At 58.5% G+C, this 24,720-nt stretch carries 30 protein-coding genes and 3 pseudogenes; 14 read left to right on the top strand and 19 right to left on the bottom strand.

Annotated features, from left to right (window positions below):
- Positions 1 to 182: 182 nt before the first annotated feature.
- Positions 183 to 1,078 (top strand): annotated as a pseudogene (istA, locus tag JQK88_RS16150) (IS21 family transposase); the annotation flags it as partial.
- Positions 1,050 to 1,562: pseudogene (istB, locus tag JQK88_RS16145) on the top strand (IS21-like element helper ATPase IstB); the annotation flags it as partial. The pseudogenes istA and istB, both read left to right, overlap by 29 nt.
- Positions 1,563 to 2,304: 742 nt before the next feature.
- On the opposite strand, the gene JQK88_RS16140 reads toward istB, so the two are convergent.
- The 3 genes from JQK88_RS16140 to JQK88_RS16130 form a co-directional block, all read right to left on the bottom strand.
- Positions 2,305 to 2,649, bottom strand: coding sequence for a hypothetical protein (locus tag JQK88_RS16140; RefSeq protein ID WP_246749848.1), 345 nt, complete (start codon positions 2,647 to 2,649; stop codon positions 2,305 to 2,307).
- Positions 2,650 to 2,775: 126 nt separating this feature from the next.
- Complete coding sequence (locus JQK88_RS16135) at positions 2,776 to 3,054, bottom strand: DUF6894 family protein (protein WP_203278826.1); 279 nt, start codon at positions 3,052 to 3,054, stop codon at positions 2,776 to 2,778.
- A 129-nt stretch (positions 3,055 to 3,183) separates the two neighbouring features.
- Positions 3,184 to 3,474: a DUF982 domain-containing protein gene (locus tag JQK88_RS16130; protein ID WP_192255703.1), complete on the bottom strand. Its 291-nt coding sequence runs from the start codon at positions 3,472 to 3,474 to the stop codon at positions 3,184 to 3,186.
- A gap of 95 nt (positions 3,475 to 3,569) precedes the next feature.
- Here JQK88_RS16130 and JQK88_RS16125 point away from each other — a divergent pair, with 95 nt between their 5' ends.
- Together JQK88_RS16125 and JQK88_RS16120 are read left to right on the top strand one after the other, a co-directional pair.
- Complete coding sequence (locus JQK88_RS16125) at positions 3,570 to 3,878, top strand: ATP-dependent DNA ligase (protein WP_192255705.1); 309 nt, start codon at positions 3,570 to 3,572, stop codon at positions 3,876 to 3,878.
- A 7-nt stretch (positions 3,879 to 3,885) separates the two neighbouring features.
- Positions 3,886 to 4,101: a DNA ligase-like domain-containing protein gene (locus JQK88_RS16120; RefSeq protein WP_246501713.1), complete on the top strand. Its 216-nt coding sequence runs from the start codon at positions 3,886 to 3,888 to the stop codon at positions 4,099 to 4,101.
- A 231-nt stretch (positions 4,102 to 4,332) separates the two neighbouring features.
- Here the strand turns inward: JQK88_RS16120 and JQK88_RS16115 are convergent, their stop codons facing one another.
- From JQK88_RS16115 to JQK88_RS16105, 3 genes are all read right to left on the bottom strand, one after another.
- A complete protein-coding gene (locus JQK88_RS16115; protein ID WP_203278825.1) occupies positions 4,333 to 4,527 on the bottom strand; it encodes a hypothetical protein in 195 nt (64 codons plus the stop codon).
- Between the two features lie 395 nt (positions 4,528 to 4,922).
- Positions 4,923 to 5,090, bottom strand: a complete 168-nt coding sequence (locus JQK88_RS16110; protein WP_192255709.1) for a hypothetical protein — start codon at positions 5,088 to 5,090, stop codon at positions 4,923 to 4,925.
- 435 nt (positions 5,091 to 5,525) lie between these two features.
- Positions 5,526 to 5,690 carry a hypothetical protein gene (locus JQK88_RS16105; protein WP_192255711.1) on the bottom strand — a complete coding sequence of 55 codons (165 nt, stop codon included), beginning with the start codon at positions 5,688 to 5,690 and terminating at the stop codon, positions 5,526 to 5,528.
- Between the two features lie 96 nt (positions 5,691 to 5,786).
- Here JQK88_RS16105 and JQK88_RS16100 point away from each other — a divergent pair, with 96 nt between their 5' ends.
- The 3 genes from JQK88_RS16100 (at position 5,787) to JQK88_RS36130 (ending at position 8,825) form a co-directional block, all read left to right on the top strand.
- Positions 5,787 to 5,975, top strand: a complete 189-nt coding sequence (locus tag JQK88_RS16100) for a hypothetical protein (protein WP_203278824.1) — start codon at positions 5,787 to 5,789, stop codon at positions 5,973 to 5,975.
- A 281-nt stretch (positions 5,976 to 6,256) separates the two neighbouring features.
- Positions 6,257 to 8,362, top strand: a complete 2,106-nt coding sequence (katE, locus tag JQK88_RS16095; RefSeq protein WP_203278823.1) for a catalase — start codon at positions 6,257 to 6,259, stop codon at positions 8,360 to 8,362.
- Positions 8,363 to 8,663: 301 nt separating this feature from the next.
- A complete protein-coding gene (locus JQK88_RS36130) occupies positions 8,664 to 8,825 on the top strand; it encodes a hypothetical protein (protein WP_246749847.1) in 162 nt (53 codons plus the stop codon).
- A gap of 371 nt (positions 8,826 to 9,196) precedes the next feature.
- Here the strand turns inward: JQK88_RS36130 and JQK88_RS36125 are convergent, their stop codons facing one another.
- The 4 genes from JQK88_RS36125 to JQK88_RS16075 form a co-directional block, all read right to left on the bottom strand.
- Entirely contained in the window at positions 9,197 to 9,373 is a 177-nt protein-coding gene (locus tag JQK88_RS36125) for an HWE histidine kinase domain-containing protein (protein WP_281401919.1), read from the bottom strand.
- Positions 9,374 to 9,485: 112 nt separating this feature from the next.
- Entirely contained in the window at positions 9,486 to 9,716 is a 231-nt protein-coding gene (locus JQK88_RS16085; RefSeq protein ID WP_192255716.1) for a DUF768 domain-containing protein, read from the bottom strand.
- The gene (locus JQK88_RS16080) at positions 9,713 to 9,934 is read right to left on the bottom strand and encodes a DUF768 domain-containing protein (RefSeq protein WP_192255718.1); all 222 of its coding nucleotides are present in this window, start codon (positions 9,932 to 9,934) and stop codon (positions 9,713 to 9,715) included. Before JQK88_RS16080 ends, JQK88_RS16085 begins: the two co-directional genes overlap by 4 nt.
- Before the next feature lie 310 nt (positions 9,935 to 10,244).
- Positions 10,245 to 10,505 carry a DUF6894 family protein gene (locus JQK88_RS16075; protein WP_192255720.1) on the bottom strand — a complete coding sequence of 87 codons (261 nt, stop codon included), beginning with the start codon at positions 10,503 to 10,505 and terminating at the stop codon, positions 10,245 to 10,247.
- A gap of 182 nt (positions 10,506 to 10,687) precedes the next feature.
- On the opposite strand from JQK88_RS16075, the pseudogene JQK88_RS16070 reads away from it, so the two are divergent.
- Positions 10,688 to 11,397, top strand: a pseudogene (locus JQK88_RS16070) (Crp/Fnr family transcriptional regulator).
- 97 nt (positions 11,398 to 11,494) lie between these two features.
- Here JQK88_RS16070 and JQK88_RS16065 read toward each other — a convergent pair.
- The 3 genes from JQK88_RS16065 to JQK88_RS16055 are packed head-to-tail and all read right to left on the bottom strand — an operon-like array spanning position 11,495 to position 15,424.
- Positions 11,495 to 13,129 carry a glycoside hydrolase family 1 protein gene (locus JQK88_RS16065; protein ID WP_203278822.1) on the bottom strand — a complete coding sequence of 545 codons (1,635 nt, stop codon included), beginning with the start codon at positions 13,127 to 13,129 and terminating at the stop codon, positions 11,495 to 11,497.
- A 2-nt stretch (positions 13,130 to 13,131) separates the two neighbouring features.
- A complete protein-coding gene (glf, locus tag JQK88_RS16060; RefSeq protein ID WP_192255724.1) occupies positions 13,132 to 14,262 on the bottom strand; it encodes a UDP-galactopyranose mutase in 1,131 nt (376 codons plus the stop codon).
- Positions 14,255 to 15,424, bottom strand: a complete 1,170-nt coding sequence (locus JQK88_RS16055; RefSeq protein WP_246749846.1) for a glycosyltransferase family protein — start codon at positions 15,422 to 15,424, stop codon at positions 14,255 to 14,257. The genes glf and JQK88_RS16055 overlap by 8 nt, the downstream gene beginning before the upstream one ends.
- A gap of 171 nt (positions 15,425 to 15,595) precedes the next feature.
- Here JQK88_RS16055 and JQK88_RS16050 point away from each other — a divergent pair, with 171 nt between their 5' ends.
- Positions 15,596 to 16,420 carry an amidohydrolase family protein gene (locus JQK88_RS16050; protein WP_203278821.1) on the top strand — a complete coding sequence of 275 codons (825 nt, stop codon included), beginning with the start codon at positions 15,596 to 15,598 and terminating at the stop codon, positions 16,418 to 16,420.
- The gene (locus tag JQK88_RS16045) at positions 16,420 to 17,616 is read left to right on the top strand and encodes a glycosyltransferase family 4 protein (RefSeq protein WP_192255730.1); all 1,197 of its coding nucleotides are present in this window, start codon (positions 16,420 to 16,422) and stop codon (positions 17,614 to 17,616) included. The genes JQK88_RS16050 and JQK88_RS16045 overlap by 1 nt, the downstream gene beginning before the upstream one ends.
- Positions 17,617 to 17,626: 10 nt before the next feature.
- On the opposite strand, the gene JQK88_RS16040 is transcribed toward JQK88_RS16045, so the two are convergent.
- The 5 genes from JQK88_RS16040 to JQK88_RS16020 form a co-directional block, all read right to left on the bottom strand.
- Entirely contained in the window at positions 17,627 to 18,205 is a 579-nt protein-coding gene (locus JQK88_RS16040) for a methyltransferase domain-containing protein (protein ID WP_192255732.1), read from the bottom strand.
- A 144-nt stretch (positions 18,206 to 18,349) separates the two neighbouring features.
- Positions 18,350 to 18,538, bottom strand: coding sequence for a hypothetical protein (locus JQK88_RS16035; RefSeq protein ID WP_246749845.1), 189 nt, complete (start codon positions 18,536 to 18,538; stop codon positions 18,350 to 18,352).
- A gap of 464 nt (positions 18,539 to 19,002) precedes the next feature.
- Entirely contained in the window at positions 19,003 to 19,167 is a 165-nt protein-coding gene (locus tag JQK88_RS16030; RefSeq protein WP_192255734.1) for a hypothetical protein, read from the bottom strand.
- Between the two features lie 607 nt (positions 19,168 to 19,774).
- Entirely contained in the window at positions 19,775 to 20,371 is a 597-nt protein-coding gene (locus JQK88_RS16025; RefSeq protein ID WP_192255735.1) for a general stress protein, read from the bottom strand.
- A 21-nt stretch (positions 20,372 to 20,392) separates the two neighbouring features.
- Complete coding sequence (locus tag JQK88_RS16020) at positions 20,393 to 21,133, bottom strand: DUF4142 domain-containing protein (RefSeq protein ID WP_192255736.1); 741 nt, start codon at positions 21,131 to 21,133, stop codon at positions 20,393 to 20,395.
- Between the two features lie 284 nt (positions 21,134 to 21,417).
- Here JQK88_RS16020 and JQK88_RS16015 point away from each other — a divergent pair, with 284 nt between their 5' ends.
- On the top strand, positions 21,418 to 21,753 hold the full coding sequence (locus JQK88_RS16015; RefSeq protein ID WP_203278820.1) for a DUF982 domain-containing protein: 336 nt from the start codon (positions 21,418 to 21,420) through the stop codon (positions 21,751 to 21,753).
- A 311-nt stretch (positions 21,754 to 22,064) separates the two neighbouring features.
- Here JQK88_RS16015 and JQK88_RS16010 read toward each other — a convergent pair whose 3' ends face one another.
- Positions 22,065 to 22,424, bottom strand: coding sequence for a response regulator (locus JQK88_RS16010; RefSeq protein ID WP_203278819.1), 360 nt, complete (start codon positions 22,422 to 22,424; stop codon positions 22,065 to 22,067).
- A gap of 189 nt (positions 22,425 to 22,613) precedes the next feature.
- On the opposite strand from JQK88_RS16010, the gene JQK88_RS37785 reads away from it, so the two are divergent.
- Genes JQK88_RS37785 through JQK88_RS37775 form a run of 3 tightly spaced genes read left to right on the top strand, consistent with a single transcriptional unit; the run spans position 22,614 to position 24,597 of the window.
- Positions 22,614 to 23,180 carry a PAS domain S-box protein gene (locus tag JQK88_RS37785; RefSeq protein WP_312037281.1) on the top strand — a complete coding sequence of 189 codons (567 nt, stop codon included), beginning with the start codon at positions 22,614 to 22,616 and terminating at the stop codon, positions 23,178 to 23,180.
- Entirely contained in the window at positions 23,105 to 23,284 is a 180-nt protein-coding gene (locus JQK88_RS37780) for a hypothetical protein (protein ID WP_312037286.1), read from the top strand. Before JQK88_RS37785 ends, JQK88_RS37780 begins: the two co-directional genes overlap by 76 nt.
- The gene (locus tag JQK88_RS37775) at positions 23,233 to 24,597 is read left to right on the top strand and encodes a sensor histidine kinase (RefSeq protein WP_312037280.1); all 1,365 of its coding nucleotides are present in this window, start codon (positions 23,233 to 23,235) and stop codon (positions 24,595 to 24,597) included. The genes JQK88_RS37780 and JQK88_RS37775 overlap by 52 nt, the downstream gene beginning before the upstream one ends.
- The last annotated feature ends 123 nt before the right edge of the window (positions 24,598 to 24,720 follow it).

Genomic DNA, 24,720 nt, shown 5'->3' with positions numbered 1-24,720 from the left:
CGATAGACTCCCTGTTTGTTGATTGCCACTGAGAACTGACCCGGCAACACAAGATATTTCCACCGATGTGATTTTTCATGGAATGAGGACCCTGTTTGAGGGGTGATTTTCATCCAAACGGGACCCCTTAACGATGGGGTCATCAAGATGCCTCCAGTTGATCGGAGGCATTTGTGTTTTGGATGTTGGTTGTGGAGACGATTGCAAAGATACGCCGGCTGTCGCTGGTGCAGGGAAAGTCGATCAAGGCGATCTGCCGGGAGCTGAAGATCTCCTGGAAGGTGGTGCGCAGGGTTTTGCGTTCCGAGGCAACAGAGGTCCGCTACGAGCGCAAGCACAGCCTTATCCCCGGATGGGCGATGGCGTGACGAGTTGGATCGGCTGCTATCGGCGAATTCGGCCAAGTCTCTGCGGGAGCGGCTGACACTGATCCGCATCTTCGAGGAGCTTCGCGGCCTCGGCTATGACGGCAGCTACAGTTCGGTGTGGCGGCATGCTCAAGGTTGGGAGGCGGATCGCGGCAGCGCCGCGGCCGAAGCCTACATTCCGTTGAGCTTTGCGCCGGGCGAGGCCTACCAGTTCGACTGGAGCCACGAGATCGTTCTGCTCGACGGCGTGACGGTAACGGTGAAGGTGGCGCACATGCGGCTTTGCCACAGCCGTATGTCTTCGTCCGGGCCTATCCGCGCGAAACGCAGGAGATGGTGTTCGACGCCCACGACCGGGCGTTCGGCTTCTTCCGCGGCGCCTGCACGCGCGGCATCTACGACAACATGGAGACGGCGGTGGACGCGATCTCCATCGGCAGGGATCGCCGCTACAACCGCCGCTTTGCGCAGATGCGGGCATTGCCTTGTCGAGCCGGAGGCCTGCACACCAGCGGCCGGCTGGGAGAAGGGGCAAGTCGAGAACCGGGTCGGGCTGGTGCGCGAGCGCTTCTTCACACCGAGGCTGCGCTTCAAGACGCTGGAGGATCTCAACGGCTGGCTGGCTGGCTGACAAATGCGTTGCCTATGCCAAGGCACATCGGCATCCTGAACAGGGCGAGCGCACGGTCTGGGACGCCGGTCAACGAGAGCCTGATCCGCGCCCTCGCCGCCGGTGCCTTCGTCGCCGATCAGCGCAATGTCGTCCTGGTCGGCGGGACAGGCACCGGCAAGTCGCATCTGGCGATCGCCATTGCCCGTTCTCTCATCCGCAACGGCGCACACAGGCGCTTCTTCAACGTCGTCGACCTCGTCAACAGGCTCGAGACCGAGACCCGTGCCGGCCGGCAGGGCCGCATCGCCGATCATCTTACCCGGTTCGACTTCGTCGTCTTCGATGAACTCGGCTATCTTCCCTTCGCCCAGGCCAGCGGGCAGTTGCTCTTCCATCTGGTCTCGAAGCTTTACGAACGCACCAGCGTCATCATCACCACCAATCTCACCTTCGGGGAATGGCCGAGCGTCTTCGGCGACGCCAAGATGACAACCGCTCTGCTCGACCGCCTCACCCATCACTGCGAGATCGCCGAAACTGGCAACAAATCCTGGCGCTTCAAGAGCCGCTCTCAAAGCTGAAGTCCGAAAGCAAATCAGTCGCGCCCGATCAGGCTGTGCAACCCCGACTAGCTTCGCTTGATCGGGCGCTTACCGGCGTGCCCTCAACACCCCCAATACCGGGGTCCCTTTTGCGCGAAAAGCCAGGGTCCCGATTCCACGATCATTGACACTCGGGTCATCTGTTCGTCTTCCGCAGCAAGAATGCCTCGCTCCTGAAGATCCTTTTTTAGGACGAAACGGGTCTGTGCTGTTCACCAAGATTAGGGCCACGGGCAGTTCATGTCCGCGCCTGGCCTTGCTCCGCTAAACAATCAACGGATGGGAACCGATCCTTCCCGCCCATGTTGTCGGATCGAAGGGACATTGCCTTGTCATCAGGAGATGAAGGATGAAACGGCTTCTTATTGGTACTGCCATGATGGTTCTTTGCACCGGTCTCGCTCTCGCTGGGACGACGGGGACATCGTCGAGTGGCTCCTCCACCACGAGTGGCACCTCCACCACAACCACAACCATGCCGACGACAGATAACAGCATGGATTCGACCACAACGAAGTCGACCAACTCCAACTCAGCAAAGGATTGTGCGCCGGGCCAACAGAGTGGAAGTGCAAAGCAGGCGGCTCCTGGCCAGCAGGACACCAGCGCCAAGTCCGCAGCCCCAGGTCAGATCAAAACCACCACGGAAGGCTGTTAGCTGGAGGGGTGGCGGTCTACGATCAGCATTCGAAATCCCCGCTGACTCCGGTCGGCGGGGTTTTCATTTGATGCTTGGAGCCGGCGGCTTCGCTCGCGTCTCGCGCATAAGCTTGAAACGCAGGAACGCCTCCGCCGCATAGTCGCATCGTTGTCGCGACGGGCCGTTGGTGTGCAGGATCACTCCCGCCGCATCTTTCGACAGCCCGTGCTTTTCCATAAAGAAGGCAAGGTCGTAGGGGCAAAGGTCAGATGTCGGATCGCTGCTAGTTTTCGGCTTAGGGTTGGCCATTTCATCGATCCAATTCAAGGGGTTCGTGATCCGGTTGCGCGTGCCACAACACTTGCCGAATGTCGCGTTGGTCGACCTCTTGGCCGCAAACAGAGCAAACGTAGAAACGATCGTCACCGTTCGACTTTGGCCCATGGTGATTAGAGGGTCCAACGTCAAAGATTTTCGTCAAGATCTTCTCCTGGTAATTTAGCGCCAGTTCCAGCAACTCTTCACCGTTCTCATCGCGCAAGATGAGCTTAGCTAGTGAGATCCGCCAGCCGTTAAAATCTCTTTCATCAATTCCGCAAGGTCGACGACAGCTTCATCTTTTGCCGTTTCGAAATCCGGCGCATCGGTACCCTCATCGTCAGCGATCAGGTTTCCGTCTTCCCAGAAATCGAAAAAATAATGCGGCATGGGCGACGAACTTGGACGCGGACGAAAGGTTCCCGTCACTAGTCTGGCTAATCTTTCCGCGTCGGAATTCGATGACCTTTCCTTCGGGCTCGGGCTCAAGCGGCTCGTGCCCAGGGCCTTCATGATAACACCTGGCGAGCATCGCGCTGGTCGACCAACTGGGCCGCAGTGTGGGCAGTTGTAGAAAAAGCCGCCCTCATCGACTGGCGTAGTGCTTGCCAGGGCTTGGCGGGCTTAGATCTGACAGCTCCGTCACGTCTGTAAGTCTCCGCTAACGTCATCCAGCATTTTGAGTGCAGCACTCTTGGCAGCGGGCAGCAATAGACGCTGGTCGATAGCGGCGGCCTTGAACGCCGCGAAAGCGATAGCTGGGTTGCAACTGCCGTCTTTGGCAGCGGCGATTAGCCGGCACGCGTCCTTGTAAGGCGCCGCCGCCTTGTTTCGCCATTGACCTTGAAGTGCAACCTCGGCCGCGCAGATTGACGACACACTTATGGCTTTTCCGTCCACCAGCTTGATGGACAGCGGTAGAAAGTTGCCCACGGCCTGACCTCCCGATCGTTGTGAGCCCACAACGTCGCAAGGTAATTTTGGTTTCCAGACGGGAACCATTTTAGCTTAATCTATTGAATCGTCGGGTGTGGGCGTGTTCATGCGTCTTTGTCGAGACCCTTGTCGAGAAGCCCCCTGAAGGCGACGAATGGATTCACGAGGTCAAGTTCAACGGCTATCGCTCCCAGATCATTATCGATCACGACGTCCGCATTTTCACGCGCAACGGTCATGACTGGACGGCGAAATATCGCGACTTGGCCAGCGCGGCGAAACGGCTCGGTTTCGAGAGCGCCGCCAAGGCAATCTTTCATTTGATTGACGAAGCCGGCATCGAGGGCATGGTTTCGAAGCGGCGCGACAGCAAGTACCGGAGCGCGCCATCATCGACGTGAAATAGTCGTGCTCAACGAAGCTGGACTTTCCGACTATCAGGCGTTGCGCAAGGCGATCACCCGCCGCCAGCACGACCTCTATTGCGTCGCCTTCGATTTGCTCCACCTCAACGCTCTTGATCTGCGGGCTATGGACCTCGAAGACCGGCGCGAGATCCTGGAGGGTATTATCCTCTCTGATGACCGGATCCGGTTCAACCAGCCGCTGTCCGGAGACGGATAAATGTCATCCAGCTCGCACACTTGAACGATTTGATGCCCTTAAACCATGAACGAGTTTTCGATGGATGCTTCGCAAGTCGGGCATCTATAGGTCATTTTGGCAGACAAGAAACTGCGCGACGTGGCATATGTCCCTCCGAAAACGGTGAGAGCTTTAGGCTCGGTGCAACAACAATGCTTGACCGGTAAGGCGTCCAACCTCTGGAGCTGCCGGGGCACAGGTGAGCGGAAGTCATCGTAAGATTGGCGACGCGGTTTCGCCGCTCTCGGTATGCGTGGCGGAACCGCTGCTGCCGATTTCAATGCCTGTAGAAGGTGCGTGACCAGTTGCAACATCGATAAGCGCACGGAGTTCTTCGGCTGTGAACTCAAGCTCGTATTTATAGGGGGAGCCGTCGGGGTAAATGCCGCCTGTATCAATCGACAAGACGACACAAGCCTCCGCTTTCCCGGGCTTAACGTCTTCGGCAAATAGCGATCGATGGAAAATTGTGCGAGATGAGCCTTCTCGTTTCGCCGGCCTAACTCGGATTTGCATGCTAACCTCCCAGCTGACATCATTATTCAAAAAACATCCGATTTATTCAAAAAACATCCGATTTGCATTCTCGTTCCCCCGCATTGCCGTTTCGTCCGATTCCGTACTATGGATGACGCCGACCGGCAAAGTCGCACCCTGCATTTGAGTGACCGAAGCTGCGGTTCGTCCGCGTGGTTGAGGAACACCAGGGAATTAGCCGCTCATTTGACCGAGAATGGTATGCCCTTGTCTTTGCGGAAAGCCAGCGCATTCGCCTGCATCTCGATAAAGGTTGTGCGGCTTTAGGACTTCTTGAGTATACGCGCTTCGCGCAGAAGCGAGGGCCAATTGTGCGGCCCAAGGAAGCTGACAAGCTCGGCCGCCTGCGCTTCGGTGATACCGGTTTCTTTCGCCAAACGTCGGACGGCCAGGACGACCAGGTCCGACGACTTGCCGATTTCCTCAACCATTTTAGAAATCCCCTCCGAATGACCCAACGATAGCCGACAGGAAATGGTTCCGGAGGCGCTGCCCACGAGGCGCCAAAATGAAAAGCCCGTCGCAGCAGCTAATGAGCGTAAGCGCCGAGCCTCTTATTTCTGGCGGCTACACTCTCGAAGAGATCGCGGCGTCCGATCCGGGGGGCGTCTTATCAAGGGCAAACTTGGTCGGCCCGCGTCTTGTTGGAGCGCGGGCCAGATCCAAGCTCATTTCACCCGGATCGCTTGGCCGCCTTTGTGGCGAGAGACTTGGTCTTTGATAGCGGATTAGCTCCCTCATGTGCCAAGCGTGCTTCTCGCAACTTTGCTGTCTTCGCCTCCCGGGCGGTGCGTTCAACGTTGATCACCTCTTGAGCAACTCTTTTGGCGCGAGCGTCCCGGTCAGTGTCGATCCTGCGCGTCAACTCAACTGTCCGCCTTGAAATTTTTTGCTTCCTTTTTGCCCTTTGCCCTGCCGTGTTTCTCAACGAGGACCTTGGCTTGCCGTATTGAAACATCGGTGGTTTCCGCCAGATGCATCGCTTGCCTCTCCGAGAGGCGGTTGTCCTTCTTCCCTTGTTTGGTCGCCATGGTTGTATCTCCTGGTTGCTCGACCTTAACGGGCGCGGCGAGCGTCCTTGGAAAGCAACGCGGAGACGGACATTGCATGGGAACAGGAGGTGCCCCATGCCCAAATTCCGCTTCGAGACCACCGCGTTCGATCAAACCACGACAGTAGAGGAGGTGTTGGCCAGCAGCGACCTTGCCAGCTCAAAGGCAGCCGAACTAGCAAATGCCGCCCTCAAGGCGGCTGCGCCCACAGGTGGTGATGCATTCGGGTCAGTCACCAAGGTCTATGACTGGGTAATCTGTTAGCCACGGCAAGTTCCGCTGATGTCATTCGAAACAGTGCGCAGCTTGCCTCGCAGGACGCAGACGCCTCAATGGACGAGCCTGGTGTAATGCTGTCAGGCTAGACCAGCGCAAGGGCGCTCCGCCTCGGTCGGGCAAAGCGCGAAGGCGGCGCCGGACTTCGGCGTGAATACCACCGCGCTCAAAGCGGAAAAGAAAGCCTTCTTCACAGTTCCGGGGAACAAGTAGCCGCTCCGCAGGTTGCTGAGCAGCTTATTTCCAGAGCAAGCCCAAAGGAGAGCCGCATGGCGCGCAAGGCAGCCGATCCCAACGTCGCTACGATTCACGACCAGTCCCTTGTCCGGGGGGAGGGCGGAGAACTGCACCAGGTTGCGAACAGCAAAACCGACATTCTGACCACTGCCCAGGGCGGCCCAATCGCTGACGACCAGAATACCCTCAAGATCGGCGCGCGGGGCCCGACGCTCATTGAGGACTTCCACTTCCGCGAAAAGATTTTCCACTTCGACCACGAGCGCATTCCCGAGCGTGTCGTCCATGCACGCGGTTACGGCGCCCATGGCTTTTTCGAGACGTATGAATCGCTGTCGAAATATACGCGCGCCGACATCTTCCAACGCGCAGGTGAAAAGACGCCAGCCTTCGTGCGCTTCTCGACAGTTGCCGGCAGCAAGGGCTCATTCGATCTCGCGCGCGACGTGCGCGGGTTCGCGGTCAAGCTCTACACCCAGGAAGGCAACTGGGACATCGTGGGCAACAATATCCCGGTGTTCTTCATCCAGGATGCAATCAAATTTCCCGATGTCGTTCACTCCGTCAAACCTGAGCCCGATCGCGATTTTCCCCAGGCCCAGTCTGCGCACGATACGTTCTGGGATTTCATCAGCCTGACGCCCGAATCCATGCACATGATCATGTGGGTGATGTCGGACCGCGCGATCCCCCGTTCGTTCCGATTCATGCAGGGGTTCGGCGTGCACACCTTCCGGATGCTGAACGCCGCTGATGAATCTACATTCGTCAAGTTCATTTGGAAGCCGAAACTTGGCATGCAGTCGGTGGTCTGGAACGAGGCCGTTAAAATCAACGGAGCCGATCCGGACTTTCACCGCCGGGACCTCTGGAACGCAATCCAGTCGGGCGCTTTCCCGGAATGGGAGCTATGCCTGCAACTCTTCGACCAGGAGTTTGCCGACAGCTTCGATTTCGATGTGCTCGATCCGACCAAGCTGATCCCGGAAGAGCTTCTACCGCCCATCCCCGTCGGCCGGCTCGTCCTCGACCGTATGCCCGACAACTTCTTTGCCGAGACCGAACAGGTGGCGTTCATGACGCAAAATGTGCCGCCGGGCATCGACTTCAGCAACGATCCGCTTCTGCAGGGCCGGAATTTTTCATATCTCGACACTCAGCTGAAGCGCTTGGGCAGTCCCAATTTCAGCCATCTGCCTATCAATTCTCCGAAATGCCCATTCCATCATTTCCAGCAGGACGGGCATATGGCGATGCGCAGCCCAGCTGGTCGTGCCAACTATCAGCCGAATTCGTTCGGCGAGGGCCCACGGGAATCGCCGGATCGCGGCTTCCGTACGTTTGCCGACGCCGAGGGAGGTCAAAAAGTCAGGCTGCGCCCCGAGAGCTTCGCCGATCACTACAGTCAGGCAAGCCAGTTCTTTAACAGCCAGACGCCGACCGAGCAGCGCCATATTGCGATGGCATTGACCTTCGAGCTGAGCAAGGTTGAAACGCCGGTCATTCGCGAGCGAATGATTGCCCATCTCCTCAACATCGACGAAGGCTTGGCATCGACCGTGGCCGATAAACTCGGCATTGCCGATCTGCCAAAAGCAGCGGATGCAGCGATTGCGCCGCGAAAGGATCTGGAGCCGTCACCGGCGTTAAGCATCGTCGAAAATTGCCCCGACAGTTTCGAGGGCCGCAAGGTGGGCGTGTTGGTGAGCAACGGTATCGAGGCCGCCCTGTTCAAAGCGTTGCAGGCTACGATCGAAAAGGAAGGGGCCACGATGGAAGTCATTGCCCTGAAGGTTGGCGGGGTGCAGTGCGACGATGGCACCATGATTATCGCCAAGCATATGATCGACGGCGGCCCGTCCGTGCTGTTCGACGCGGTGGCGCTATTGCTCACCGAAGAAGGTGCCGAATTGCTAACCAGAGAATCGGCAGCCCGGGATTTCGTGGCGGATGCTTTCGCCCATTGCAAATTCATCGGGTTTTCAACCGGAGCGGTGCCACTCCTGGCGAAGGCAGGGGTCGAGCCAGCTGTAGATGAAGGACTCATTCCTTTGGCTGATGGGGATGCAGTGGAAATCTACATCGAGGCGTGCCGCAAACTGCGACTGTGGGCGCGGGAAGCGAGCGTCAAGCTTTAATGGGCAGCTTCCTCCCCATCCGGCAGCAAGCAGCCGGAGGGGGTTGTCTCAAGCTGAAGGAAGCAGTCGTGACTGACGAAGAAATCCCGACGCCAGGCATCAAACGCGAAGGCCAACGGCGCGCTCGCGTGCGAATGCGGTGTAACGGAGGAGCAGATACGACAGATAGTCTCCGTGGTCAGAATGGATCGCGGATCGATCCTGCGGGAGGCCCGGCTTCTTCTTAAACGCGGGGCGTAGCCAAGCTGCTTTTGCTTATGTCGCTTCAAGCACGTGTCGAAATCGCAGCGGAGGATGAAAAGTGGCCGAAGAGAAAGATGCACCCAGCAAGCAGGTGGAAAAGGACGCCCAAGGGCAATATTCGCGAGGCGACCATGGCCGGAAAAACGATGGCATGGCGAGCGCCAAACCGCGGGCGTTGCCGAACGAGCCATCGCACAACGCCGAGGCGGAAAGACACTGACGCCCGACGTCGGCGCGATTGACGCTCAAAAGGCCTTGATTCCCGTTGGTGCCGTTGCGTCCTATCGAACAGGGACCCCCGGCGAAAGATGGCGGCGCCCAAATCACAGTATTTGTGCCGTACTTCAGATCGGCTGTCCCGCCGAATGCCTGCGGGGCGACGCGTCTAAGCACGACACTGCCGAAGCCGTTTTTGCCGATCGTTTCGATCTCAGGTCCATCCTGCTCTGCCCACCTCAATCTAAGTGTTTTATGGCTGCTCCCTGACTATCTCCCATGAGACTGCGATGTTGCTTTCATGGCCGAACAACACCCATACTTGGCGGAGTCGTGCAAAGTTCGTGGAATGCAACGCCGATTTGTTGGACAGCATTAGGACTGAGAAGGACGGGGAGACCTGCCATTGCAATTGCGTCTTCCCGGCAGAAGGGGGACGGCCTGGGCCAGGAGCAGTTCGGAAATAGTGGCACCCTTCCAGTCAGTAGAGACCAACAAATCGTGCGATCTCGACAGTGCCATGATCCGCTCGCGCACCTGCTTCTCAAACATGCCGGGTTTGTCCCGACCGATTGCTGGTCTCCTACAACCTGATGGACCACAACACCACCAGTGCCACCAAGATGCCGACCAAAAAATATGCGACCAGACGCTGGTCATGGGTCTAGTGCAATGTTGGGCGCGCCAGGTTGCGTCGGACCATGATATCGACGAGACCTTGACGAATATCATCCCAGCTTTCGACTATTTCGCTTTCACTGATCCCAGCCGCCTTTGAGTCAAGGAACAGGCGCGTCGCGAGATCAAGGAGCGACACGTCGTCAACGGAACGTGCGTTGAGAACATCGTTTCTTTCCACCCACCGATGCAGGAATCGAACAGCTCGCTCACTCATTCGGACACTCCCGGGTCAAAGTGAACTATCGCGTCCACCAACGTTCGATAGAGGCTGGAAACTTCCTCATCGATCTCTTCGCGCTTGATCCCGAGCGCCTTCGCATCGGCGAAAAGCTTGTGGGTGAGTTCGCTCACGGAAACGGCGTCGGCCGTTGCCGTCTCTGGGATGTTGCTGGCGATCCAGCGATCCAGGAAGTTGATGCCGCGTGTGCTCATTTGACCCTTACGCGACGGGGTCAAATCCGTTCCCGCGATTTTCATTTATTGAAATAACTCGCAATCCTGTGTCCGGCTTGCAAGGCCGCGCTGACTGGCGATGTCGATGCCGAAACCGCTCAGGGTGTCCTTATGGACTTTGCTCGTAAGAAGGACCCCCTCGTTGAGGATACAATTCGGCCTTTCGAACATCGCCTTCGTACGTCAACCACGTCAAGTGGAGGTTCGGAAGAGGGGGCGAACGGCGGGCCCACACTCCCCGGTAGATGCGATTAAATGGTGCGATGGCGCATTTGTCCCCGGCCCTTGTTTACCTATTTGGCTCGACGAACGGCGATGCGCTCCAGCCGGTCGTCAAGATGAGCGACGCTTCAAACATCTGGGCTCCGTTGTCACTTCTGACCTTAACCGTGATTTTTACCAGGTCACGGTCAGGCATTTCATCGCGCGCAACATCGTGCAGGATGCGCAAGGCCTCTCCTCGAGCGCGATCGCGCGACTCGAAAAATTGGCCGTCTTCGTCGAGAACCAGACCGTCGCTGTTATAGACGTCGAAGAAATATCGGTTCATTGAGAAATCCCGGCACGTCATGTTCTAAATCTCCTCGATGAATCGTGGTTCCGTCGCTGCTGGCGTTTTGGTATAAATTACGTCAGATATGCTGGCCTCCCTGAGAAATGGCGGACTTGCAGCTCTTCTCGCTTGATCCGCCAAGGCGGTTGGCGCCTCATCTCCTATGCCTCGAGGCGCTGATGCTTGAATCTCTTTTTTGCGGCTTGAACAGCACGATGTTGTCTCAGATGCCGAACGGGCTTTATTAACCCAGACGATCTCAATCGGACGTGATTTCGCCATCGGCCAGGATCTGGTATCTGCGGGATCCGACCTATAGTACCCTGCTGGTCGAGGGACTGGCAGCGCGCTACAAAGTGCTGGAGGATGGCGGCCGACAATTCATGCGCTTCAGGTGCCGGGCGACTTTGTCGATCTCCACGCTCTCCTGCTCAAAACCATGGACCACGGGATTATCGCCCTGTCGACCTGTCGTGTGGTTTTTGCAGATCATAGTCTGCTGCGAAAGGTCACGGAGACGGCGCCACATCTCACGCGACTCTCTGGTTGGACACGCTGGTCGACGGAGCAATCCACCGGGAATGGATCGTCGCTATGGGGCGACGGTCGAAGATTTCCCATCTGGCCCATCTGATTTGCGAACTCTACGTTCGGTTGAAGGTGGTGATTCGGACAACCGGCGTATTTCCGTTTGCGGCTGACGCAGGCCGAACTCGCAGACGTGTTACGATTGTCGGTCGTTCATATGAACCGCATCGTGGGCGACCTTCGCAAGCTCGGCGCGATCACCTGGGCTGATCAGTCGTTGACGATCGTCGACTGGGCGCGCCTCCAGGCGATCGCCCAATTCGATCCGACCTTCCTGAGTATGGAACGAGGTCCGCGCTAGCTGGCGGCCGTTCCCCACGACCGAGGGCTTGGCGTCGTCGAGAGGTTATGACGCCGCTAGAACGATACCGGCTTGCGCCGAACGGCGTGTTTCAGCCCTAACGCGCCAGCGCCGTGGCATGTTCGGCGGAGCGATCGGCAAGCCGGTACTGGTTGTCGCGATCTGCCGCAACCAGTTCATGGTCGCCGGCAAGGCCGTCGATCACCAGGTCGAGGAATGCATTGCAGGCGGCAACCCAATCCATATCATCAGGTACTTCGAGTGAAAAAGTCGTGCCCTCGCCATAGCTAGCAAACAAGACAGGGCGAGAACCGCGTCCGTTCCAGCCCACGCTTAGCTCGGCCCACGAGTCTGCCAACCCTGCCCGCAGCGGCGCCGCTTTCGCTGGAAGTCTGCGGCGGCTACAACACTCTCCAAGGATCGACAGCTGCAGGTCAAATCCTCGCAGCTGGATCATGGGCGATCTCCCCAACCCTTTTCGCGGCGCACGCCACCAGCCGCTCTGTGCAAGCACGGGATGGCCGAACGATTGCGTGTCCACCAGAGCTGAAATGGCGTTGGCTAGAATTGTTCTGCGCGGAGAATCCGCTCTGATGTCAAACACGCCGCATTCATAGTATCCATCCTCGCGCATCATCATGGAATTCCAATCCACAGCACCGAACAGTGACCAGGCCGTGACGGCGCGCACGTCGATACCCTCAGCGGCGCATTCGCAGGCAGCCTGCCATCCCTCCATGAACCATCGCAGCTGTTCCTCACGGGTGCTGGCATTGTGCGCTTCTCCGATTACCATCGGCAGCGCGTAGCGGCGCCACACCTCGCGCAGGCGCGGGCCAAATCCAACTTCGGGGGCCGGTAGGCCGGCACGGAAAGCAGCAATATCGACATACGATTCGATGCCGTTGCCCCCTACAGCTTCCCGAAGATGTCGTTCGACGCGATGATCGAGGAACCGGTCGCTGGTGAGGTAGTAATCGAGGCCGATTAGGTCCGGAGGGCAGGGCCCGGCCTCCAGCTCTGCCAGATGGGCGGGATCGATATCAGCGCTAATAAGCCGTTCGTGGAACGGATGGCGCGGACCGACACGCCCACAAAGCAGATCCAGCGATAGCCATCGCCGGCCGTTCTCATAATCGGCCTGGTATGCAAGCTCCGGCGTCGCAAATATCTTTCCGAAATCCTCCGTCTGCATAAGGCGGGCTTCGGGGACAATCTTGCGGATGGCCGACATTGCCTTTGCGATCGCTCGGCATTGGGCGACCAGAAGCCGGAAACAACTTGGCTCGTCCGCGCGGTGCGGTTGCCAAAATCCATAAAGACCGCTGAGGCGAGCTGTCGTCATCGGTTCGTTAATCGGCGTGAAAGTCCTTATCCACGGGTACCGACGTGCGAGCCGACCTGCAAACGCCGCGAGACGATCGGCAAAATCGGGCGCGAGAATGGAGGTCCAGGTTGGCCCGCTTCCATGGTGGATAAGGGCCGCAATTGGACTGATGCCGAGTTGGCGCATCCGTTCGAACCGCTCCTCCAGCCATCCCCAGTCATCCTTGCCCTCAACAGCCTCGACGTGCTCCCACAACGCAGGGTATCGAAGCGTTTTGATGCCGAGGGAAGCGACCAGATTCAAATCCTCGATGCGTTTTGAGTGCCCGGTTTCGGCGAGCTGATCGCGCAGCGTATTGCCGACACGAACCACGCTGCATTCAACGCCGCCCCAGACCTCCACCATGACTACCCCGCCGCACCTCTGGCGAGGGACAGCCCCGGCGTACCCGTCTTCTGGATGCGATTGAAAGCGGTCAGCGCCTGACCAATCACTTGGTCCATATTGTAGTATCGATAGGTTGCCAGCCGACCAACAAAGACCGCGTCGGTTTGCTGAGCAGCGAGTGCCTCATATCGCTTATAAAGCACTTCATTCTCCGGCCGGGGCACCGGATAATAGGGATCGCCGTCATCCGTCGGATATTCGTACGTCAGACTGGTTTGTGGATGCCGCTGCCCCGTAATATGCTTGTACTCCGTGACCCTGGTGAAGGCCTCGGTCTGCGGGTAGTTGACGACCGCGACCGGTTGGAACCGTCGCCTGTCGAGCGTGACGTGCTCGAAGCGCAAAGACCGGTACGGCAATTTTCCCAGCCTGAAGTCAAAGAATTCATCGATTGGACCGGTATAGATGAGGCGCCGATACGGGATGACCTCTCGGACCTCGCGGTAGTCCGTTTGCAGCATCACCTTGATATTGCGATGGGACAGCATCCGTTGAAACATGCGTGTATAGCCACCGGCCGGCATGCTCTGGAACGCGTCGGCGAAATACCTGTCATCGCGATTGGTTCGAGTCGGCACGCGCGCCGTCACTGACTTGCTCAGCTGCGAGGGGTCGATCCCCCACTGTTTTCGCGTATAGCCTTGGAAGAACTTTTCGTAGAGTTCGCGTCCCACAGTTCCCACGACCACGTCCTCGGCGGTGCGGATTTCCTCCACGCTTTCCCTGCGTTCGGCCAGAAACTGCTCCATTTGCTCGGAGGTGAGGTCAAGGCCGTAGAGACGATTGATTGTGTTGAGGTTGATGGGGATTGGCACAAGCTGACCGTCTACCTTGGCAAGAACGCGGTGCTCATAAGGGCGCCATGCCGTGAATTGGGAGAGGTAGGCGACAATGGCTTCAGCATTGGTGTGAAAGATATGCGGCCCATAGCGATGCACCAGAATGCCGGCTTCATCGTACCAATCGAAAGCGTTGCCGCCGATGTGACTGCGACGGTCGACGACCAGCACGGTCTCTCCGCGCTGACTGGCAAGGCGCTCTGCCAAAACGCTTCCGGCGAAGCCCGCGCCGACGACAAGCCAATCAAACATGGTCGACCATCCGGCTAAATTTGGGAAGGCGCAAAACCTTCGCGGACTTGAGCAAATCCTGCATGGCGCTCCAGGTCGAGTCCCAGGACATTTCCGAGAGGAACGCGTCGACCCTGGCCGTTTCACTACAACCTTTGCATAGAGCGGTGCTGAGGGCGGCTGGCATTGAGCCTGTATCAGCAATCTCGACGAGTCCGCGACGACCGTAGGTTTGCACCACATCGACGATGGCAGTCGAGACGACGGGCAGTCCGCCGGCTAGGAACTCAGGCGTCTTCGTCGGACTGATATACCGAGTGGCATCGTTCAAGGCGAAAGGCATCCAGCCTACGTCCCAGCCGGCCATGTATCTGGGCAATTCGGCATACCGCTTAGCGCCCAACCAATGAATGTTTGGGCCGGCGGGTAGCGTGGCCGGGTCGATCTTGACCACTGGACCGATCGTGACGAACTGGACCGTAGGCATCGCTGCAACGGTTCGAGCCATCAGGTCGATGTCGAACCGCTCGTCGATGACTCCGAAGAAGCCTACGCGGGGATGGGCAATGGTCTGCTGGTCTGCGGGGTCTGCCTGAGGGCGGCGCGCTTGATGGAAGTGTGCCGTGTCAATGCTGCTTGGAAATGCATAGACGGAGTGATGCCGTGTGCGCTTGGACTCGTAAAGGCTCATGCCGCCCGTGAACACGACGTCGGCCTTGCTGAAGAGTTGCTCCTCCAGTCGCGTAAGTTCGGGAGGTGCGTTTTTGAAGGCAGAAAGTTCGTCCATGCAGTCGTAGACGCAGACATCCTCGTGCAGCGCCGTCGTGAACTTCAGGGCCATGGGCGTGTAGTACCATGTCACCAAGTGGTCGTGCTCGATGCCCGCCACGAGATTCTCAAGCAGAATGGCGATGGCTCTATCGACCTCAATTCCGGACACAAGGTGCGGGAGTATCGGCGTCGTAACTTCCAGGCCTGGCGCAACCGTCTTGCGACGGAGGAGAGGGCTCGGGACGGTCTCGAAGACGGGTTCTTCGAAGAACACCACGGTGTAGTCTGCCGCGGCGCGCGTCATCAAATGCTGCGGGCGTTGAAAAACAAAGTCCCACCGCAAATGGGAAAAACATATCAGAAGGGGGTTATCCAAAGGCACGAGCAGTGGGTTGGATACAGTATGATCCATTGCAACGATCCGCATTAGGGTTAGCTTATGGTGGATCAAGCTCCGTCCGCAGTTCGGGTTCCACGGCGACGCGGAATTTTGTCTTTCTTAACCAGACTTTTGAGGCACCACGATTTCTCGTTATGGCTGGAACGGGCACCGCCTCCGTAAGTTGTCGGCGAGGAGGCGCCAATGATTGTCGATGCACACCTTCATACGTCGGGCCGAGAAACGGCGGCAGATGTGCTGCAGACGCTTGACGATGCTGGCGTAGACATCGCCTTCCTGCTGGCACCGTTCCTGACACCGCCCTATTCGCTTGATGACCGGGAGTCGTTGCGCGCTGGCAACCGCTACCTTTCCGACCTTGTCAAAGGCCACTCGGATCGGCTCGTAGGGTTCGCGGTTGTCAATCCGCTCCATCCGCAATCAGCCGACGATCTTGAGGAGGCCGCCGCGCTTCCCGGTATTTGCGCGTTGAAGATGGTTCCGACCGGTTGGTATCCGTATGATGAGTGCGCTCATCGCGTGTACGCAGTCGCGGCAAAGCTCGATTTCCCCATCTTGTTCCACAGTGGAATCTTCGTTGATGGCCGCTCGGGACGGTTTTGCCGTCCCTCCTTCTACGAGGCGGTTCGTGATCATCCCGGCCTTCGCGTCACCTTGGCTCACCTTGGCTGGCCATGGTGTGACGAAGCCAACGCAGTCGGCGTTATCGATCGGATAAATGGCGTCGACCCGGCCGCGAGCCAGTTCCGCTTCGACCTGTCATTTGGGCCACCTCCCATCTACCGCGAGGAGGTCTTTCGCAAGGCAATTGACGTGATCGGCCCACGCTCGCTGCAATTCGGCAGCGACCGCTTTTTGCCGTGCAGTGGTGCTCATATTCGCGCGGCAATAGAAGAGGTTATGGCAATTCTCGATCAGCTCGACGTGGCAATCGAGGACCGAAATGCGATCATGTCAGAAACTGCAATGGACTGGCTGAAGCCAGGCCTGTCCCAAGGAGGAAAGTGATGACCCGGACACCGCGGGTACTGCCAGGCGGCCAGACTGATGAGCGCACGCATGTCCTAGAGGTCTTGGGAAACGCCATAGTCGGCGGCATGGAAAACTATGTGCGCAACCTGGCTGCAAACCTACCATCGAACGAGTTCAAAGTCTCTCTCCTGTGTCCATTCGAGAGCCCTTATACCGTGTTGCTACGGTCCGAAGGGCGAGACGTCTATATTGCGCCCCTCCGTGACGATCCGCCTTGGCGGACGGTCGAACTGATTTGCACACTGGTCCGCGAAACTGGCGTCGACTTGCTCCACGCTCACCTGATGAATGCGCATACCGTTGCGGCAATGGCCGGGCGCCTTTGCGGGACCCCGACCGTAGCCACGTTGCACGGCATGAGCCTTCATCCGCAGGAAATCAGTGTTGCGCGCACAACCGGGAGCCACACCATTGTGGTGTGCCGTGAAGCCTGGTCACAGGCACTTGCTGTCGGGTTGGCGCCTGAACGCGTAAGCCTTGTTCCCAACGGCGTCGACCTCGCAATGTATCATCCCATGTCCGCTGACCCCGCGGAGTTCCGCCGAACGATCGACGTAGGTCCCGCCGATTTGCTGATTGGTTTCGTTGGCAGGCTTGCCTGGGAAAAAGGCCCCGACAAATTCCTCAAGGCAGCCGAGTACATTCTGCAAAGGCGGCCCGAAGTACATTTCACAATGGTTGGGACCGGGTTAATGGAGAAGGATCTCGTCGCTACCGCACGACGCGCGGGGCTGGAGTCGCGCATTCATATGATTGGGCTTGCGCGCGAACCACATCGGATTTATCCGGCACTTGATTTGCTTATGCATACTTCGCGCGCAGATGCGATGCCGCTCACCATCCTGGAGGCCATGGCGTCGGGTGTGCCGGTGGTGGCGATCGGCGTCGGCGGCGTACCGGAAATTGTCGCCACAGGCGAGACCGGAATTCTTGTGGGCACCACCGAATGGCCCGGTATCGTTTCGGAATATCCTGGTGACTGGGAGGGCGTGGCCTTGGCGGCGCTCGCCTTGTTATCCAACCCGGCTAGGCTGAAGTCGATGGCTAGTGCCAGCGTGAGGCGAGCGCAAGCCTGCTTCGACATCCGCCAGTCGGCGATCATGACCAGCCAGATTTTCCGGCAGTTGCTAGGATCTCGTACCGACAAGGCCCGCCTCCACTCCGTTCCCTGACTTCAAGTAGTCAGAATTTGGTTGCCCTGATCCCGGTAATGACAGGGTACAGGGGATCCACAACGTCGAGGCTTGCGCGATCGATTTCCTCGAAAGCGAGGCCCTGCAGAAAGGCGGTAGCGGCCAGAACATTGCCAAATTGCTGTACCTCTACTCCGGCTGAGCCAAACCTTTCCTCAAACAGCCGTCGTGCAGCACTCTGGGTCATGGCCCAGAACCACTTTTCTGGTCCGTCATGGGCGTCAATGGAAGTGATGCCCGGTACCGTGGCCAACACCACCCCTGCAGGTGCCAAGGCGCGATGAACCGTAGCAAGTGCACCTCGCACGTCGTAGATCATGTGCAGCGTCTGGGTCACGATGATGCAGTCAAGGCGCCCGCCCTCCACGGCATTCACGTCCTGAAGATCGATACGCATTGTGGCGTGAGGATTTGCACTCTCTGGCGAGTCGATAATGTCGGAAGTCACAACCCGCTCCAGGCCAAAACGGAGCGTGTAGACATTGTCGCCGATTTCCGCGACACGGCCACGGATATCCTGTGCATGGCGCTGCAGGAAACTCTCGATGTAGTAACGGTCAAGCGGCATGCCGCGATCGCCGCCAAATTTCCGGCTCAGGGGCTCGACCCCCCCGAGGTCTCCGAAGGCCACCGTACCGGGCACGGGGACGGCTCGCATGGGATTCAAACCTTGTGGCCGCGGGGACGCGAGATTCTCGTTGAGATACCCTCGTCAGCCATCGGCTTTCTTCCTCGCTGCCTCCGGATTTTGCCCGGTCGGAGCTTTACTTTTTGCGTCCTTCGAGTGAGCTGCCGAGGCAGGGCCGGCGCCAGTCGCCTTACGCATGTCGCCGCTGCGCTTTTCCGGTTGTTGTTTTTTCCCAAGGAGCCCCGAAAAATATCTGCCGAAGAATCCCATCATTTCCTCCTCGCTTGAGTAATTCAGCTACGTCTAATACGAATTTGCATGGAGGTAATTTGTTCCATCCGCATGCGAAGCTCTGCAGGATTTCCGCCGAGGGCGGTCGCAGCCAGAGAAGCGGGCAGGGACATAGGGGTTGGGCCCCGGGGGCTTGGCAGCGCATCGCGACCTTTGAGATTCGTTGTCGGCTCCGCGACTCTATGCGTTCGAAATCGACAGGACGGCCGGTCAACATCGCCATACCGACGTGTCCTCACTTTAAGGCTCCATCGCCAGTGTCGATCTCGCCAGGATCCACGGGCTCGGCTATCGATCAGAGAGCCGTTTGTAACGACCGATCGCACTTGGGTAACGGCTTAAGTGCGCGTTCGCCTGCCGTCCCTGCGTCGGCTTTGCCTGCCTCAGAGAGATATCATTGCCAAGCGATCGAGAAAGTCGATGCCGCGTGAGTTTGGCCTACGACCTCAACTGGCGCCATGGATTCCGCTCTGGTCACGATCTTTGCCCAGGCGCAAATCCCTCAATCGCGCGGTCTTCGCATCCCGTGCTTGACGCTCGGCATAGAGAACCTTTTTTGCTTCGCGGTCGGCCCGTTCGAACTTTTCTTTGTCCACACTTCGCTTTTTCAAAACAGCCTCCTTTGTTTCCGACGCAAAGAGTGCTGTGGTGGAAAATGCGCGAGAACAGGGCCGATTTCCACCTCATTTGTTAACCATGAGACGGTGTGATCGATTGTCGTGTTGGACACGAACTGCATCAAGCCGACGCCGAAGTCTCATCTTGACGTTCGCCCAATGCGCGCGGGTTTCATGGGCGCCGACCCGCTCTCTGATGGTCGAGGAAGGGGCAATGCAGGGCAGAAGGTCACAGGAGCGGTCGGGGCAATACCCTGCAGGCGAATTCGCATGGAGGCCGGTTTGTCCGAGAAGTCGGCCAAGGTCATTCTAAACCTGTAGGACCGTCCAAACCGGCATGCGACGCTGCCGCAATGGCTCTCAAAAAAGCGCTTGCACAGCGCAAGGCTAGCCGGTTGATGAACCTCCTATTATCGACTAGGCCGAGCTGTGGACCTGTCCGCCCTGGTTGCAGGAACTGTTCAACTCAACTCGTGACGTTCAGACGGCGCCTTTTTTTGAGGCTTGTGAACAAGGGCCAGATTGCAAAGGTCAACGAGCCTCAGACGCTCCACCAGGTCTGAAAGAAGCAGGGCGGCTTTAACCACCCTGAGAGTTCCGATCAAAGATCGCGTCCACGTTTATCCCGCTGCATGTCTTCACCGGTGTAAACGTCGGCGTTGGGGTCGAAACCGGTCCAACCGCCAGCTTCATATTCGTTGCGTCTGCCGGCGACGTCGACCGAATTATATTGCTTGAGGATTTGTTCGGCATTCGGAACGAGGTCGTCCTCGACTCTAGCCGTGACCATCGTCCCGCCGCGACGAACGCCCTCCGCATAAACATGGGCGTCGCTTTCCGGCACGCCAGCGTTCGTCATCGCGCCGACGATGCCGCCAGCAGCACCGCCAACCACGGCGCCGCCCAACGCGCCCACGGCGGTGGCGGCCAGCCACCCTGCTGCAACGACTGGTCCGACCCCGGGGATGGCCATCAAGCCAAGGCCGGTTGCCAGACCGCCTGCGCCGCCAATAACGGCGCCTACGCCAGCCCCAGTAGCTGCGTCCTCGCCGGCTTCGCTTTCGTCGCCCTTGTGCCATCCGGTTGCGTTGTTGGCCACTATGCTGATGTCATCGCGCGGCACACCTGTGACCACGAGCTCGCTAACGGCATCATTGGCGTCGGCGTATGTGTCAAACAGTCCTGTTACGGTTTTCATCTGATCTATCCTCGTGTCTGATTAATTCGTGCCGGCAACAACGTTGCCCTGGTAGTCGAGCGCGATCGGCGCAGACTTGCCGTCTTTGTTCGCCGTCCCGCGCCAGATGCCCTGATCGTCTTTCTTCAGGGCAGAAACGTCGGTGTAGCCGGCCTTTTCGATCGCGCTCTTAGCCTGGGCTTCCGTAAAGCTGTTGGCGCCGGGTACAGGCGCTGCCGGATTAGTGGCGCCGCTGGTGACCGCCGGTGTAGTGCCATCAGAAGCAGGCGGCGTCCTTGCGACCTTCTCAATCATCTCTTGGTGCATCTTGAGTGTCGGCAACGTCTCGGACGCAAAAGATTTCAGGGCGGCGTTGTCGCCGTCCTTGGCATAGGCTTGGAATAGGCTGACCGCATCGGCGTGGGCCGCCTTTTGCATGTCGGCGTAAGGTGCGTCCATTGGGGCAGCGCCTGACTGGAGCTTGTCGATATCGCTCTTGTGAGCAGCGTCGAGGTCCGCAGGCACCTGCAACTTCTGTTCGCCGGCGATGCTCTCAAGCTTGGCATTTGCGGCGCCATGATCGGAGATCATCTTCTGGGCGAATTCTTTGAGGCTTTGGTCCTGCAATTTGTCCTGGGCAACCTTGCTCGATTGGACTTCGAACATCCCACCTATCGCGGCTTTCGTGACGAAGTCCTGGGCGGTATCCGCGGCGAGCGCGGGCAATGCGATTACCATTGACGCTGCCAACGATAGCGACGCCAGGCGGAGGGGGTTTCTCATAACGGTGTTCCTTAGTTAGGGATCGATTAAATCCAAACCTGCTTGCGGCGGGTTTGTTCCAGGCAACACAACAAAGCGCGCTGTCCGCGTTCAGACGCATTGGCGCAGTCAAAAGGACTTTTGGCCCGGGTGTTCAAGGCAAGAGTGTGGTGGCTGGCAAATCCATGGCGAGGAGATACGTAAGTTTTCCGGTGCCGATCTTTGGAGCGGCCACCGATACCGGATGCGCCACGGAGAACGAACGGCGGGATATCAAGCGCTAAGCCGAACCTATCAGCATAAAGATGCTGCCTCGCCACCGCTACAAGGCGGCACTTCAAGCATGCACCGGTCGGCTCACCAATCCGGAGCAGATCGAAGCCGCTCGCCAAGCTTTTCTCGCCGCCGCGGAAGAGGCCGGTTTGGTCGTTCTGGATACTGAGCCCGCAGTGAAGGCGACACGCCGCCCAGCAGGAAATGGAAAGCGCAAAAACCGGGCGCGGATGGAGGAAGAGGAAGACTTTTTGATCCGCTTCCTGGCGCGCGAAACGGGAATCACCGAAACGCAGGCCCTCGACCTCATCAAAATCGACCGGTCATCATTGCTGAGTGAGGCCAGGATTCTGAAAGCGCAACATTGAGCCGCAACCTTTGCCTGACTGGTCAAACGCACACGATGATGTTGGCCGGGCTATCAAGAACCAGTCTTAGAGTCAGAGGTTGTGGCCGTACATGAGTAGGATGCTTACCATGGGCAACGACAAAGACGACCGTAAGCGTGTGGCCACGAATGAAACACTCGCGCAGTCCATTGCCAGGGAACCGGCATTACCGAGGATCAGGCGCGCGAGCTTATTCGCCTGATCGGCACCGACCGCAATTCCCTGCTGCGTGAGGCGCGGCTCCTCCGGCAACGCCTGCGTTAGCCAGCTACACGGCCGGCTGAGCACGGCTATCCGGTCATCTTTTGTTGTCGCCCGGCGGTCATTCCTTTGAGAAGCCGAACCACTTCCGCCGGCTCAGTGGGCTTCAACACGGTAAGTCCATGGGCGAATGCTCCATCGCTACTCTCGACGCCCAGCCCGGTATAGATCACAAAGGGCACGCCTAAGTCAGCCAGCGTTTTCGCCGCCTCAAGGCACTCGCCGTCCGACAGCCTGACGTCCAGGACCGCAGCGGCAGGCGTGTGATCGGTGAGGAACAGATTCGCCTCGGAACAGGACCTCGCCACCGCCACCGTGAAGCCTGCCTCGCAAAGCGCGCACTCCAGGTCCAAAGCGATTAGGGCTTCGTCGTCAGTGACCAGGACCAAAGGGCATTCCATGCTGGGCATATTCTCATGTTTAGGGATAAAAAACGAGTCGCAGCCGCCTGAGCTTGGGCATCAAATCATCTGGTCGAGGTGGAGATGCCAAGGCCAGCGCACACGCCGAGAACCAGCGACCTTGGAACGAACTGGTACGAGCTGCGTTACGGTTGGTTAAGCTGATCGGGGACAGGGATGGACGGACTACCGCAGGCGAACGTTATCGCCTTCAAGAACCCGGAGGTGTCCGGCTACGCCAGCCTGAATTTCGATTATCAGGATTTTTTCGAGAATGGCGCCGTCGCGCTCCACCTGGTGAGCGCAGATGGGAACATCTTGCACGCCAACAAGGCTGAGCTCGACCTCCTGGGTTATTCCGCAGAAGACTATGTCGGCCGACACATCGCCGAGTTCTACCCCGACCGTGACACGATCGACGAAATTTTAGATCGACTCACCCGCGGCGAGAGGATCGCGAGATATCCGGCGCGGTTGAAGGCCCATGACGGTTCGATCAAGCATGTCGAAATCACCTCGAGCGCTCATTTCCCGGGACGGCAAGTTGGTCAACGCCAGATGCTTCACTGTCGATGTAACCGCTCTGGAACAGACGCGCTCCGAGCTCAGGCAACAGGACCGGACCTGGCCTTCCCGTTGCCATTTATACGACTGATCAGGATGGGACTATCACATACTACAACCGCGCCGCGGCCGATCTGGCGGGACGGGAGCCCGCTATCGGCAAGGACAAATGGTGCGTGACCTTCAAGCTGTTCACCCCCGACGGCAAGGATTGCCGCATGACGAGTGCCCGATGGCGATTGCGCTTAAGGAAAACCGGCCGGTCCGCAATCAGGAGGCCGTAGCGCAGCGTCCGGACGGGTCCTTCTTTCCGTTCCTGCCGTACCCCACGCCGCTGCAGGATGAGCACGGCAACCTCATTGGTGCGGTCAACATGCTGCTTGACCTGACGGACCGCCAGCGTGCCGAGGAGGACAGGCTGCATCTGTCAGCTATTGTGGAATCCTCGTTCGACGCCATCGTCAGCAAGGCTCTCAACACCATCATCAAGAGCTGGAACCATGGCGCCGAACGACTGTTCGGCTACACCGCCGACGAAGCGATCGGTCAGTCGGTGACCATGCTGATTCCAGATAACCACCAGGACGAAGAATCCCGAATTCTCCAACGCATTCGCCGTGGCGAACGTGTCGAACCGTTCGAAACGACCCGCCAGCGCAAGGATGGCAGCCTGGTTCCGGTTTCGCTGACGATATCGCCCGTGCGTAACGCAACTGGGCAGATCGTCGGCGCTTCGAAGATTGCGCGGGACATTACGTCGGCGAGGGAAAACGAGCACCGCATCCGCATGCTGATGCGCGAGGTCAACCACCGGGTGAAAAACCAGTATTCGGTCATCCTGTCGATGATCCGGGAGACCAACAAGCGATCGGAGACGCCCAAGCAGTTTGAATCCCAGGTGCGCGAGCGCATCATGGCACTGTCGCGATCCCACGACCTGCTGGTGTCGGCCGAGTGGAAGGGCGCCACAATCCGTGACCTGTTGGCGGCGCAAGCCGAGTCCTTTCCTCGGGGTGACGTTATCGAGATGTCAGGCCCATCCTTGGTCCTTAGTCCCAATGCGGTGCAGTATCTCGGGATCGCCTTCCATGAACTGGCGACCAACTCGACCAAATACGGAGTGCTCTCGGGCGACGAGGGGCGGATTTCGGTCACGTGGGGCATCAATGGTTCCGATGCTTCGAAGCTGTTTCACCTCACCTGGGCCGAAACCGATGGGCCGGAAGTCCAGAATATCGGACAGGGCGGCTTTGGAACCGTGGTCCTGAAGCGGGTGGCGCCCGCGGCGGTTGGAGGGCAGGGAAATCTCGAGTACGGGCCGCATGGGGGTCACCTGGAGCTTGGAAGCGCCGTTGGCCGCCGTGGAGGCGTCCGTTGCCAATGGGGGCTAAAGATCAGCGGTTTAGCCCTGGTCGGGCGGTCATCAGTCAATTCGCTTGATGCGACCTCCATCGAGGCGAATACTCCGGTGTTGCCGCCCTGCGTTTCAAAGCCCGGTCAGCAGGTCGTCCATGTGCCGAGGAAACACGCGACGACTTCGTGGCGGACGGCTTCTCATTGCAAGTTCATTGGCTTCACGCCCGACGTGCTGCTATGAGGCCAGGTCTTCCGGGCCGTTCGCCGCACCATTCACCTTAAAAGTGATCGTGTACGATCGGGCTGCATGCAGGTCCGCTGGGGCGGGCCGCTTTTCGGCGCGGGCATCCACGGTTGTTGAAAG

It is taken from the genome of Mesorhizobium caraganae, from assembly GCF_016836705.1.
Lineage (GTDB): Bacteria > Pseudomonadota > Alphaproteobacteria > Rhizobiales > Rhizobiaceae > Mesorhizobium > Mesorhizobium caraganae.
Note: the sequence above shows the minus strand (reverse complement) of the source record. Positions and strands in the feature narration are given on the sequence as shown.

Excerpts from the sequence above, each read along its gene's own strand:
- JQK88_RS16135 (WP_203278826.1), bottom strand. The coding sequence starts at position 3,054 with ATGAAGGCCCTGGGCACGAGCCGCTTGAGCCCGAGCCCGAAGGAAAGG.
- JQK88_RS16110 (WP_192255709.1), bottom strand. The coding sequence starts at position 5,090 with ATGGTTGAGGAAATCGGCAAGTCGTCGGACCTGGTCGTCCTGGCCGTC.
- JQK88_RS16105 (WP_192255711.1), bottom strand. The coding sequence starts at position 5,690 with ATGGCGACCAAACAAGGGAAGAAGGACAACCGCCTCTCGGAGAGGCAA.
- JQK88_RS16100 (WP_203278824.1), top strand. The coding sequence starts at position 5,787 with ATGCCCAAATTCCGCTTCGAGACCACCGCGTTCGATCAAACCACGACA.
- katE (WP_203278823.1), top strand. The coding sequence starts at position 6,257 with ATGGCGCGCAAGGCAGCCGATCCCAACGTCGCTACGATTCACGACCAG.
- JQK88_RS36125 (WP_281401919.1), bottom strand. The coding sequence starts at position 9,373 with ATGTTTGAGAAGCAGGTGCGCGAGCGGATCATGGCACTGTCGAGATCG.
- JQK88_RS16085 (WP_192255716.1), bottom strand. The coding sequence starts at position 9,716 with ATGAGTGAGCGAGCTGTTCGATTCCTGCATCGGTGGGTGGAAAGAAAC.
- JQK88_RS16080 (WP_192255718.1), bottom strand. The coding sequence starts at position 9,934 with ATGAGCACACGCGGCATCAACTTCCTGGATCGCTGGATCGCCAGCAAC.
- JQK88_RS16075 (WP_192255720.1), bottom strand. The coding sequence starts at position 10,505 with ATGAACCGATATTTCTTCGACGTCTATAACAGCGACGGTCTGGTTCTC.
- JQK88_RS16065 (WP_203278822.1), bottom strand. The coding sequence starts at position 13,129 with ATGGTGGAGGTCTGGGGCGGCGTTGAATGCAGCGTGGTTCGTGTCGGC.
- glf (WP_192255724.1), bottom strand. The coding sequence starts at position 14,262 with ATGTTTGATTGGCTTGTCGTCGGCGCGGGCTTCGCCGGAAGCGTTTTG.
- JQK88_RS16055 (WP_246749846.1), bottom strand. The coding sequence starts at position 15,424 with ATGGATCATACTGTATCCAACCCACTGCTCGTGCCTTTGGATAACCCC.
- JQK88_RS16050 (WP_203278821.1), top strand. The coding sequence starts at position 15,596 with ATGATTGTCGATGCACACCTTCATACGTCGGGCCGAGAAACGGCGGCA.
- JQK88_RS16045 (WP_192255730.1), top strand. The coding sequence starts at position 16,420 with ATGACCCGGACACCGCGGGTACTGCCAGGCGGCCAGACTGATGAGCGC.
- JQK88_RS16040 (WP_192255732.1), bottom strand. The coding sequence starts at position 18,205 with ATGCCGCTTGACCGTTACTACATCGAGAGTTTCCTGCAGCGCCATGCA.
- JQK88_RS16035 (WP_246749845.1), bottom strand. The coding sequence starts at position 18,538 with ATGATGGGATTCTTCGGCAGATATTTTTCGGGGCTCCTTGGGAAAAAA.
- JQK88_RS16025 (WP_192255735.1), bottom strand. The coding sequence starts at position 20,371 with ATGAAAACCGTAACAGGACTGTTTGACACATACGCCGACGCCAATGAT.
- JQK88_RS16020 (WP_192255736.1), bottom strand. The coding sequence starts at position 21,133 with ATGAGAAACCCCCTCCGCCTGGCGTCGCTATCGTTGGCAGCGTCAATG.
- JQK88_RS16015 (WP_203278820.1), top strand. The coding sequence starts at position 21,418 with ATGCTGCCTCGCCACCGCTACAAGGCGGCACTTCAAGCATGCACCGGT.
- JQK88_RS37785 (WP_312037281.1), top strand. The coding sequence starts at position 22,614 with ATGGACGGACTACCGCAGGCGAACGTTATCGCCTTCAAGAACCCGGAG.
- JQK88_RS37775 (WP_312037280.1), top strand. The coding sequence starts at position 23,233 with ATGGCGATTGCGCTTAAGGAAAACCGGCCGGTCCGCAATCAGGAGGCC.